Here is a 10,622-nt window from a genome sequence, read left to right as displayed (position 1 = left end):
AAGGGCTAGGTCGCTTATAGAGTCTGCGTTTTAACTTATTTCGTCGCCCCCCCAGGTACAACCGAGGGGTTAGTGAGTTATCACTCTCCGAGAAGAAGGGATTTTTTCGACGGTTTGAACATGAGGTAAGTGACCATTTACCGTTGTGGTTACGACTGCCGTTGCCGGATTGAAGTTGCTGATAATTTCGCTAGTTTGCTTAATCAATGCTTTTAAACAGCAGATTTTATCTTCGGCAAACTGCCCTTTGGTGAGTTCAGGGGTAATATTAATGGCAAAATCAACAATATGACTAGCGATTTCTGGGGGTAAATTACCTAAGGATAGCGCTATCAAAAGAAAAGCGATTCGGCTTCGCTGACGCTACGCGAACGCACAAACCCATAACAATAGCGCTAGTAAATTAGATGCGACGCTACGCGATCACATGATTGGGGCAATGGAAAAAATTGTGATGACGAAGATGACTAGAAATTTGCCATTATTCTAGCTATTAAGGGTTGAGTGTTAACGGTCAACTGTCAATACTCAACCTTTAAGAGGTTGTCTGAGAAGTCTCATTTGCTACATTAAAGCCCCCTAAATCCCCCAATTTTGGGGGACTTTTACCAACAAATTGATTCTTGTTCCCCCCAGAATTGGGGGGCTAGGGGGCAAAATTCAGTATCAAAAAACTTTTCAGATATCCTCTAACACTCAACCGTCAACTTTCAACTTTCAACTTTTAACTTTCAACTTTCAACTCCCAAAACTCTTCTAAGCGTTTTGAGAGGATCCCTTCTTTTTACCCAGCAGCAAGCTAGCACCGAGGACACTTAACCCTAAAATAGTAGCTGGCTCGGGCACTTTACCCGCTTTAGTGTAGGTGACACTACCGTCTCCAGAACCGATGAAGAAATCACCATAGGTAAAGAAGTCGCCTCCTATGCGGTCATTGTCTTCGTCACGGATTTCAAAGGGAAAATCGAAAACGAAGAAATTGGGAGCAAAATTCAATCCCAAAAGCTCCCCATCCTGAAAATCAACGTAGGGACCTACAGGAAACAAGAAATCATCTTCCTCAGTGTAGGTGACACCATTGAAGTCGAAGACTACCGATAGGTCATCGTTCCGAGAGTTAAATCTTTCAAATCCGCTGTCAAATTGGAAGGTGTCATCATAGGTAAAATACCCCTCATAAGATTTGCCAGCCAAATTCCCTGTCTCTACATCTACGGTAAAATCATATTTGATAGTTGCAGCAGAGACAAGTTGGGTTGGCATTACAGCTAGACCCAAAGCCACACTAGCGGCTGCCAAAATCCCTGATTTATGGAAGAGATCAGCCATTATAAAATTCTCCTTAGTTTCAACCTGGTAGAGCGTCTTGAATCAAGCGCTAGTCTTTTAAAACTCGTAAGCATTCAGCCGTCAGCGGTCAGCCGTGAGCTTTTCGCTCACGCTGCTTGAGGTGCTTATTTTATTCAAAAGCAACTCAAGTAGCGTGGCCACAAGCCTTTGGCTGATAGCTGATAGCTGTTCGCGTAGCGTGTGCGTAGCACATAAGCTGATAGCTGATAGCTTACGAAATCTCAAATCCTGGCTGGGATTTGGATTTCACTATGTGTTTTTTAAGAAGTTAGCTAAACTATAGCAATTTTATTTCCCATGAGCTACAAATGGATCCCCCTAAATCCCCCTTAAAAAGGGGGACTTTGAAGTTGATAAGTGTATTAGGTACAGTATTATTTGACACCAATTACCTGTCTTGATGCAGTCGCTGGGGGAACGGCAGTCGCTCATGGGGGAAACCCCCAAGACCGCGCTGCCTCCCCAAGACCGCGCTGCATCGCTTCAAACCCTCTTGACTATTGCCTATTGCTAGCATGCCTATTGCCTTCTGCCTTAAAAGGATAAGCAATGTCGCTCATGACTATAATAATTGCTATATAAGTGGTTTTTACAAAGTACAAAAAAGGTGTTTTATGAAAACAGAACAGTCCCCTAATCTCTTTGAGAGTCAGTGGCAACTCTATCAAAAAATACTGACTAACAATTACATGCAACACCGTGAAATTTACGGCATTTTACACGCATTTCTAGTCAGCTACTTTCCAACCCCCTTCTCTATACTTGACCTCGGCTGCGGTGATGCTAGCTTCACGGCCCAGGCTTTAGCCAATACCAGGATTGCTTCCTACAAAGGCATTGACCTGTCTGAGCCAGCACTAGAAATTGCTCGTGATAACATCAATTCTATCCCCTGTGAACAGACATTGATCCAGGGCGACTTCTTTGAAGTAGTTTCTGAGTTGGCACAAAACCAGCAGGATAGCTTCGACGGGATTTTCAGTTCTTTTGCGTTCCATCACCTCAGTTTTGAGCAAAAAGATAGTATTATGGCTAAGCTGAGCCATCTCCTAAAACCTGATGGTGTTTTTATTCTGATCGATATGGTTTCCACAGATGGAGAAACCCGAGACACCTATCTAAGACGTTACCTAGAGGGTGTTTACCAAGACTGGGCTCAACTGACTCCGGAAGAAGTTTCCATGGTCGAGGGTCATATATTGTCTAGTGATTTTCCCGAAACCCAAACAACCCTGCAATCCCTTGCCCACAAACATGATTTTAATCGGGTTGAGTGTCTGTATCGGGATCCCCTCAACACTAGCCAAGTGTTGTGCTTTTACAAAAGTAGCGCTAAAAGCCCACTCCAGCTAGGGGCTGTGTGACAGTTTACCTAAGCTTTGAATGAATAGGAGTAGAGTGGGCATCCTGCCCGCTCGGAAATATATTGAAACTGGCAAGATGCCAGTGTCTTGATGCAGTCGCTCATGGGGGAAACCCCCAAGACCGCGCTGCATCGCTTCCACGCAAGATGCCCATTCCACCTCACTCTTGAAATCGTGGCATTATTCAGCAACGCCAGAAAACTAAGCTCAAGTTCAGAAATCCTCAGAAATCAGGTAGGGTAGGGAATAGGGAAACGGAAATCCGAAAGGGTCTCAAACCTGACAGGGGGACATAAAGCTTATAACGTACACAGTGCAAACTCTATAGCCCGCTCACCCTTCTTGTAATAATTGAGCCAACGACGGTTAATTTCCAAAAGTTCGTCCACTATTTNTAACTTTCAACTTTCAACTCCCAAAACTCTTCTAAGCGTTTTGAGAGGATCCCTTCTTTTTACCCAGCAGCAAGCTAGCACCGAGGACACTTAACCCTAAAATAGTAGCTGGCTCGGGCACTTTACCCGCTTTAGTGTAGGTGACACTACCGTCTCCAGAACCGATGAAGAAATCACCATAGGTAAAGAAGTCGCCTCCTATGCGGTCATTGTCTTCGTCACGGATTTCAAAGGGAAAATCGAAAACGAAGAAATTGGGAGCAAAATTCAATCCCAAAAGCTCCCCATCCTGAAAATCAACGTAGGGACCTACAGGAAACAAGAAATCATCTTCCTCAGTGTAGGTGACACCATTGAAGTCGAAGACTACCGATAGGTCATCGTTCCGAGAGTTAAATCTTTCAAATCCGCTGTCAAATTGGAAGGTGTCATCATAGGTAAAATACCCCTCATAAGATTTGCCAGCCAAATTCCCTGTCTCTACATCTACGGTAAAATCATATTTGATAGTTGCAGCAGAGACAAGTTGGGTTGGCATTACAGCTAGACCCAAAGCCACACTAGCGGCTGCCAAAATCCCTGATTTATGGAAGAGATCAGCCATTATAAAATTCTCCTTAGTTTCAACCTGGTAGAGCGTCTTGAATCAAGCGCTAGTCTTTTAAAACTCGTAAGCATTCAGCCGTCAGCGGTCAGCCGTGAGCTTTTCGCTCACGCTGCTTGAGGTGCTTATTTTATTCAAAAGCAACTCAAGTAGCGTGGCCACAAGCCTTTGGCTGATAGCTGATAGCTGTTCGCGTAGCGTGTGCGTAGCACATAAGCTGATAGCTGATAGCTGATAGCTGTTCGCGTAGCGTGTGCGTAGCACATAAGCTGATAGCTGATAGCTGACTAAAACTCTATTAGTCTATCTTTAAATAAAGAGGTTAATATTAGTTTAATTTTCCACAATTTTATGATTAGTTTAAGAGCTGACAGTAGACTTTCACAAAAAATTGAGATACTAGTAATTTATTAATCAATTCTTAACGTAAAATTAACTTTTTTTTGGACTTATTTTCATAATTTATTCCTAGACTATTTAGCGCGCTATCATACAACGTTAGACAACACTGTGTGTTTACCGTCGCTCCTAATGGCGACCTATTCCTCTGTGAAGATGGTTCAGCAGACCCAATTCATCGTGGGAGTTACTCAGGAATATCAGCTCTACAAGTTCGGTGCTAACACCCTCAATAACCATTAGTTTGGTGGAGCCTGGGTCTCGCCAGACTGTCGTTACTTGTTTGTCAATGTACTTGTTTGTCAATGTTTAGAAACGCTATATAATCATTGTAAAAAACTAGGTAACTCTATTTAGCTAAGCCTAGGTTTTGTGAAAGTAAAAAGGTAACGTTATATATAAAGATTAGATAAAGATTTATAGTATTACCTTGATCTATCACTCCAATATCAACCAAGGGTAATACCAATTAATCAAAAACTGCTATAGTCAATAAGCACCCAGGTGTAAGGGATAAGTAAAACTGGAAATTCATCAACAAAAACTGTTTAATTTAGTTTAATATAGTGGGGGGTAAATCATGCAAAGTTGCGTTAAAAGTTCATCGGCTTGGAGGAAGTTGAGAAAGGGTGAAATTAACTGTGCAACAGCCCTTAAACTGTTGGTTAACCCACAAGGAGAACTAAACCTTAACCTGCTAGATGGGGAAGTCAGCTACCGGTTCTTTAAGCCATTCCCCAATCGCCAAGATTTACCTCCGGTGATTCCGCTGCTACTGTGGCGCAACTGTTATTACCTGGGTACCCCAGTCCAGTTATCCCCAGAGCAGCTCAAAAAATTAAGCGATCGCACTTTCAGCGAAATCAAAATTATTCCCATTGCACCAAAAAGCTACAAGCGATGGTACCACAGGGAAAACAATGATGCCAAATCTATCAGTTCGGTAGCCTTTGTCAATCCCCTGACTGGTGAGGTGGAACAAGAAGACATTACCGAAACCACAGAATTGTATCTGTCCCAAGCGGCTGACCAGATTGAGCGGATTAAAACCATTATCTCTGGAGCTTTGCGTAACCGCGCCAGTGATATTCACCTGGAACCGATGACTGATGGCTTAAGAGTCCGCTATCGGATTGACGGGATTCTTAGGGATATAACTACCTTACCGTCAGACTTGGGACGAGCAGTGGTGGTTGCTCTCAAAGTCATGTCTGATATGGACATTGCTGAAAGCCGCCGTCCTCAAGATGGTCGAATTGGGGAAAACTATGCTACTGGGGAGGAGGCAGAACTTGGGTTAGATCTGCGGGTGAGTACCCTCCCTTGTGTGGGGGGAGAGAAAGCAGTGATTCGCTTATTACCAAGAGAGAACCCCTTTTCTGGCTTGGAAGAGTTAGGCTTTTCTGACGAAGAGCTTAAAATCTATAAAGGTTGGTTGCAGCAACCCCAAGGAATGGTTATTATCACCGGTCCGACTGGTTCTGGTAAAACTAGTACGCTATATAATTCCCTGCAAGGGTTAGCCACAGAACATGTGAATGTAGTAACGGTGGAAGACCCAGTGGAGTATGTCTTACCTCGGATTACCCAGACCCAAGTGAATGAGGCAGCGGGGATGACCTTTGCGGCAGGGATGAGGGCAATTTTACGCCAAGACCCGGACATCATTATGGTGGGGGAAATTCGGGATGCTGAAACCGCTGAAACAGGGATTCGAGCTGCTTTGACCGGTCACTTAGTACTGACGACTCTCCACACCAATGATGCAGTTAGTGCTATTCCTCGTATTAAAGATATTGGTCCGGAACCGGGTTTAATCAGTGATGCCCTATTGGGAATAGTGGCACAGCGTTTGGTGCGCAAAGTATGTCCCCACTGTCAAGAACCTTACACCCCGACTTCTGAAGATTTGCGGAAGCTGAGTTTGAGGCCAGAGGAAGCTAATCTCAAAGGTTGGCGCAAAGGAAAGGGTTGCGCCAAGTGCTACAATTCCGGCTATTTAGGACGGGAAGCCATTGTGGAGTTACTGGATGTAGATGATATGGTGCGGCAGTTGATTTATGAGGGAACCATGACTCAGTTGCACCGTTACCTGGATAAAATCAGTTTTTATTCCTTCCGGAAGGCGGCGATTGAAAAGGTAACCAAAGGGGTAACCACCCTAACCGAAATCTTACGAGTTCTACCCCACAGTGCTTTGTCCTGTAAGTCTCAGGGTCAATTGGAGAAGCCAAGAGCTGCTAAAGTGAAATCCCTAGAGAAGATGGCTCCCAATAGGAGATACGGTTGATTGACACCCCTGGGTAGGGAGTAGGGAGTAGGGAGTAGGGAAAGAGAGGGAAGTGTGGGAGGTGTGGGAGGTGTGGGGAGATGGGGAGATGGGGAGATGGGGAGATGGGGAGTCAGATCAGCAACTGGCATGGTTTCCAAGGGGCTTATAAGGTGCTTGAGCGGTGACCCACACAGAACCCAAACCACTCGCGCTTTGTATCAAGACAGGGGTTGCGAAAATTGAATGTACTTGATTAGACCTCTTGCAAAAGTATTTTTTTGATACTGTTTTCGTCAATTATTGTTACTGTTTTCTGTCTCCTGTCTCCTATCTCCTGACAACTGCCGCGAAGTCTATTAATATGAGCAGCGCTATACCAATACCAAAAGATCTGCGGAAGTCTTTTGGATCGAATCAATCTTCGATAATGCCGACCACCCGAGCCGGTCCAGCGGAGCCATTTTTGACCTTAAGGGGGAAAGCTGCAACTTTGAAGCCATGGGATGGTAGTTGATCAAGATTCGTCAGCCGTTCCAGTTGGCAATATTCCTTATCAATCCCAACAAAATGAGCCGCCCAGAAAATATCGTTCCGCCCACTAGCTTTAGCCTGCTGAGCTTGAACTGGTAGAGGTACATCCCAACCCCAAGAGTCAATCCCCATGACTTTGATACCCTGATCAATCAGCCAGTGTGTGGCTTCAGCACTGACACCACACCCATGGGTAAAATAATCCGGTGTTCCTAACCGCCGATCGTTACCAGTGTGGATTAGCACGATATCGAACGGCTTGAGTTTATAGTTAATCTTGTCGAGAGCTAATTTGACATCCTCGACAGTAATCGCCTCACCATGGTTTTTGTGGCGCATATCCAAAACTACGCCATCACGGTAACACCAGTCCAAAGGGATCTGGTCAATGGTCTTGGCAGGCTTGCCCCCGCAAGTTGGTGCGTAGTGCCATGGCGCATCCATATGAGTTGTGCCGTGGGTGGAAAGCTTAATCACGTCATTGGCCCAACCAAGTCCTCCCCGCAGGTATTTCGGTGTTATCCTAAACAGCATCCAGATCGCTAACCGTCCAAATTTATGATTTTGGTAAGTTACCGAATTGCGTGCCCACCAGGGAGTCCAATCCTTGTCATTTTGCAAGGTATCACTGAGATCAATTATGGGCATAAGACTTTCCCAAAATTACTCACAATACTGCTATAGCCTAACAATCAGACCAATACTTACGGCATAGATTCACCGAATCTTCAAAAATGTGATAGGAAAGGGAACAGGGAATAGGGAACAGGGAATAGGGAACAGGGAATAGGGAACAGGGAACAAAAATTCTCACAATTCCTACAGGGATCCCTATAGGACTTACCCTCAAGTCCTGAATGTGGGATCCTCAAGAAGGATATTGAATTTTTCGGCGTTGCTCAATCAAATAATGAATCCGAGTAGAGTGGGCATTCTGCCTGCCCCAAATCAGGAACAGGCAAGATGCCTATTCCACCTCACTCTTAAAATCATTCCATTATTAAGCAACGCCAATTTTTCTGCCATGGTGCCAGTGGGCAGATTGTCTAGGTCAACCACACTGCTAAACCCACTGAATTGGTGGGATTCACCATTCCACCAGAGAGTCAATTCAGTTAGTTGCATATTACTGGGGGAACTAATCAAAAGAGATTTCTACTGTGAAAGTAGAGACAGTTGGAAATCCGCAGATAATGTTTGACTTAACCTTTACTCGTAATTTAAGCGCTACACTAATTGTTGTGACTCTGCTTAGCCTGAGTTTATCTACCGTGCGTCATCATCCCCAAACCATGACGAAACAAAAACGATTCACTCCAATTGGAAACGCGATGAGAATGGGTTTAGTCATCAAGGGTCAACAACTTCGCTACCGCTAATCGGGTCTATCTGATATTTCTCAAAAAGAAGGGGAAGTGTGGGAAGTTTGGGGAGATGGGGAGATGGGGAGATGGGGAGATAGGAATAGATTCAATTTGTGAATGGATGCTACCAGATTTTAGATTAGAGTCTTGTTTTGCGATCGCTTAATTTTTATTGCTATTATATCTGTTATAAAATAGCGACACAGTAAGCATTCAGCTATCAGCATTCAGCTATCAGCCATTCGTGTAGTGTGCCCAAGGCTGACGGCACCTCAAGTAGCATGAGCTAAAAGCTCACGGCACCTCAAGCAGCACCTCAAGTAGCGCATATGCTTACCTACCGTGCTATTGTGATACCGTCGTCTATAATGTGTTTACGTGAATCAATGCCTTACGCATCTTAACAACGGTTCGTTCCATATCTACTAAACTTTCTAGAGTTAAAACAATATCATCAGCAACTCCGAGGATTTTTGCTGCTTCTTTTACTTTTGCTCTCTCTTCCTCAGCATAAACTCCATCAGCTGATGACATCTTAATGGCATGATATACCAATTCGTTTGCTACTGACAAAGTTTCAACATCAACTTTTTTTATATCGGGCAACAGCTCTTGTAGGTTAGCATTTTTGTAATCAAAAGATTTCTAGAGTCCAACAACCTCTTCAGGGGCACCAAATTTTGTTTGGTGATTGATTAACCACTCCATTTCTTCCTCAGAAACCTCTCCATCACCTCCGGCAATAGCTAACAAAGCGTAACCATAGTTTACCATAGCTTGGAGTGGGGCTGAACTAAGTCCGTACTCTTCTTTAGCAAAAGATGAAAGAGTTTGCATTGTATCGTCTGTCATAAATTTTACCCTGTTTTACCCTTACAGCTAGTTAACTCTTCGGATTTTATCTTTGATGGGATAATATTGCAAATGTCTGATTCAGGTAAAGGTAGTTGTCAAGCTGAAACGAAGTCCCATCCAAAGGCTGAAAGACTAGCTGGATAAAGCTTTCATATCAAAAATTTCCTGTAAGGATTCAGGTTTGGAGAGAGGGGATGACCAGGCAGGGCAGGGGACTTGACCCCTCACTTTAAAACTGCTATTGCGGTTATCATGTTCATGAGGTACAGATGATTTTTGCTCTCTTCCCTATTCCCTAAAATCCAGGATTTTGTCCATCACCCAATTTAGAACTACTATATAAATGATTAACCGAAATTAAGATAAGATGATCGATTTTAAGGTCTTTGAACAAGCACGGCAAAAACATCCCCGGTCTGAAGCTATGCCATTTATGGCTGAGCTGAGACAACAGATGCGATCGCATCAGCCTTATCAAGGATTAAGACTATTACATCATATCCACTTGACCATAGAAACTGTATTTAAAGTTGAACCGTTGCTGTTGGCTGGTGCTGAGCTTACCGTGTCTTGCCCTAATTTTATCAAGCCTAACCCAGAAGCGGTGGAAATTTTACTCAGTGCTAATGTTGAGGTTAATCTTGAAGGGAATTTTGAGGATAACTATGATATTTGTTTAGATCTTTATGGAGAGTTACCCACACTACTCAACCCTCGCGAAGGAGTGGTAGAGCTAACTAAACTCGATAACGAGATCTATCAATCGTTAGATATTTCCTATCCCTTGATTTCTGTGGATGACAGTTCCCTAAAAAATATCGAAACATTCTATGGCACTAGTAAAGCATTTGTCAAAGCCTTTCAACAGTTAACTAACGAGGCATTAGTGGATAAAAATTTGGTAATCTTTGGTTGTGGAAAAGTTGGGAAAGGACTCGTTAATGAATTATTAGGCTTAACCAAGGAGCTGGTGGTTGTCGAGAAAAATCCTAAGATTTTGGAACAGCTTAGGGCTAGAGGAATCAAAGGGTTACAGGCTGAGGACTTGGATGGAATTAGGGCAGCACTCAAGGAGGCTTTTTGTGTTGTAACCTGTACGGGAGTTAATGGAGTACTTTCTAAAGAGTATGACTTAGACAAGGAAGATTTCAGTGGTAAGTATCTTGCCAACATCGGCGCAGAAGATGAATTTGGTGATAACTTCTCAGATGCAGAAGTGCTTTTCAAAAAAGCTCCGATCAATTTTTCCTTAGCAGAACCTACTCCAGTTCAGACTCTCGATCCAGTGTTCTATGCCCATAACATAGCGATTGACTTAATTTTATCGAAGGAATTGGAACCCGGTTACCATTCATTTCCTAGTCATCTTGCCCAGGAAATAATAGAGAAATGGGGAAACTATCATGATCAAGATATAGCGTTTTTAAGGGAGTAGGGAGTAGGGAGTAGGGAGTAGGGAATCGGGAATCGGGAGTCGGGAGTCGGGAG

General features: G+C 43.7%; 15 protein-coding genes. 4 read left to right on the top strand and 11 right to left on the bottom strand.

What is annotated here, in order from left to right:
• Positions 1-69 precede the first annotated feature (69 nt).
• Positions 70-336: a hypothetical protein gene (locus BJP37_RS31660; RefSeq protein ID WP_075904921.1), complete on the bottom strand. Its 267-nt coding sequence runs from the start codon at positions 334-336 to the stop codon at positions 70-72.
• A gap of 420 nt (positions 337-756) precedes the next feature.
• Positions 757-1,329 (bottom strand): PEP-CTERM sorting domain-containing protein, encoded by a 573-nt coding sequence (locus BJP37_RS31655; RefSeq protein ID WP_075904918.1) that lies wholly within the window; start codon positions 1,327-1,329, stop codon positions 757-759.
• 635 nt (positions 1,330-1,964) lie between these two features.
• Between BJP37_RS31655 and BJP37_RS31650 the strand changes: the two genes are divergently transcribed.
• Positions 1,965-2,714 (top strand): class I SAM-dependent methyltransferase, encoded by a 750-nt coding sequence (locus BJP37_RS31650; RefSeq protein WP_075901056.1) that lies wholly within the window; start codon positions 1,965-1,967, stop codon positions 2,712-2,714.
• On the opposite strand, the gene BJP37_RS41795 is transcribed toward BJP37_RS31650, so the two are convergent.
• From BJP37_RS41795 to BJP37_RS41790, 4 genes are all read right to left on the bottom strand, one after another.
• On the bottom strand, positions 2,700-2,846 hold the full coding sequence (locus BJP37_RS41795; RefSeq protein WP_198954106.1) for a hypothetical protein: 147 nt from the start codon (positions 2,844-2,846) through the stop codon (positions 2,700-2,702). The two genes, BJP37_RS31650 and BJP37_RS41795, sit on opposite strands and share 15 nt — an antisense overlap.
• 294 nt (positions 2,847-3,140) lie before the next feature.
• The gene (locus BJP37_RS31645) at positions 3,141-3,713 is read right to left on the bottom strand and encodes a PEP-CTERM sorting domain-containing protein (protein ID WP_075904918.1); all 573 of its coding nucleotides are present in this window, start codon (positions 3,711-3,713) and stop codon (positions 3,141-3,143) included.
• Positions 3,714-3,847: 134 nt separating this feature from the next.
• Entirely contained in the window at positions 3,848-3,979 is a 132-nt protein-coding gene (locus BJP37_RS44110; RefSeq protein ID WP_269087099.1) for a hypothetical protein, read from the bottom strand.
• A gap of 262 nt (positions 3,980-4,241) precedes the next feature.
• The gene (locus BJP37_RS41790; protein ID WP_198954240.1) at positions 4,242-4,418 is read right to left on the bottom strand and encodes a hypothetical protein; all 177 of its coding nucleotides are present in this window, start codon (positions 4,416-4,418) and stop codon (positions 4,242-4,244) included.
• A 274-nt stretch (positions 4,419-4,692) separates the two neighbouring features.
• Here BJP37_RS41790 and BJP37_RS31640 point away from each other — a divergent pair, with 274 nt between their 5' ends.
• Positions 4,693-6,402, top strand: a complete 1,710-nt coding sequence (locus BJP37_RS31640; RefSeq protein ID WP_075904915.1) for a GspE/PulE family protein — start codon at positions 4,693-4,695, stop codon at positions 6,400-6,402.
• A 396-nt stretch (positions 6,403-6,798) separates the two neighbouring features.
• Here BJP37_RS31640 and BJP37_RS31635 read toward each other — a convergent pair whose 3' ends face one another.
• From BJP37_RS31635 to BJP37_RS40405, 3 genes are all read right to left on the bottom strand, one after another.
• Positions 6,799-7,563 carry a cyclase family protein gene (locus tag BJP37_RS31635; protein ID WP_075904912.1) on the bottom strand — a complete coding sequence of 255 codons (765 nt, stop codon included), beginning with the start codon at positions 7,561-7,563 and terminating at the stop codon, positions 6,799-6,801.
• Between the two features lie 37 nt (positions 7,564-7,600).
• On the bottom strand, positions 7,601-7,729 hold the full coding sequence (locus BJP37_RS44105) for a hypothetical protein (protein ID WP_269087098.1): 129 nt from the start codon (positions 7,727-7,729) through the stop codon (positions 7,601-7,603).
• A gap of 134 nt (positions 7,730-7,863) precedes the next feature.
• On the bottom strand, positions 7,864-8,040 hold the full coding sequence (locus BJP37_RS40405) for a hypothetical protein (RefSeq protein ID WP_158069849.1): 177 nt from the start codon (positions 8,038-8,040) through the stop codon (positions 7,864-7,866).
• Positions 8,041-8,075: 35 nt separating this feature from the next.
• Between BJP37_RS40405 and BJP37_RS31630 the strand changes: the two genes are divergently transcribed.
• Positions 8,076-8,294, top strand: a complete 219-nt coding sequence (locus tag BJP37_RS31630) for a hypothetical protein (RefSeq protein WP_143727892.1) — start codon at positions 8,076-8,078, stop codon at positions 8,292-8,294.
• A gap of 348 nt (positions 8,295-8,642) precedes the next feature.
• Here the strand turns inward: BJP37_RS31630 and BJP37_RS37905 are convergent, their stop codons facing one another.
• Positions 8,643-8,885 carry a tellurite resistance TerB family protein gene (locus BJP37_RS37905; RefSeq protein WP_143727891.1) on the bottom strand — a complete coding sequence of 81 codons (243 nt, stop codon included), beginning with the start codon at positions 8,883-8,885 and terminating at the stop codon, positions 8,643-8,645.
• 39 nt (positions 8,886-8,924) lie between these two features.
• Positions 8,925-9,131: a tellurite resistance TerB family protein gene (locus BJP37_RS31625; protein ID WP_075904907.1), complete on the bottom strand. Its 207-nt coding sequence runs from the start codon at positions 9,129-9,131 to the stop codon at positions 8,925-8,927.
• Between the two features lie 370 nt (positions 9,132-9,501).
• Here BJP37_RS31625 and BJP37_RS31620 point away from each other — a divergent pair, with 370 nt between their 5' ends.
• Positions 9,502-10,569, top strand: a complete 1,068-nt coding sequence (locus BJP37_RS31620; protein WP_075904904.1) for an adenosylhomocysteinase — start codon at positions 9,502-9,504, stop codon at positions 10,567-10,569.
• Positions 10,570-10,622: the final 53 nt, after the last annotated feature.

The sequence above is a fragment of the Moorena bouillonii PNG genome, from assembly GCF_001942495.1.
In the GTDB taxonomy this organism is placed as follows: domain Bacteria; phylum Cyanobacteriota; class Cyanobacteriia; order Cyanobacteriales; family Coleofasciculaceae; genus Moorena; species Moorena bouillonii.
Note: the sequence above shows the minus strand (reverse complement) of the source record. Positions and strands in the feature narration are given on the sequence as shown.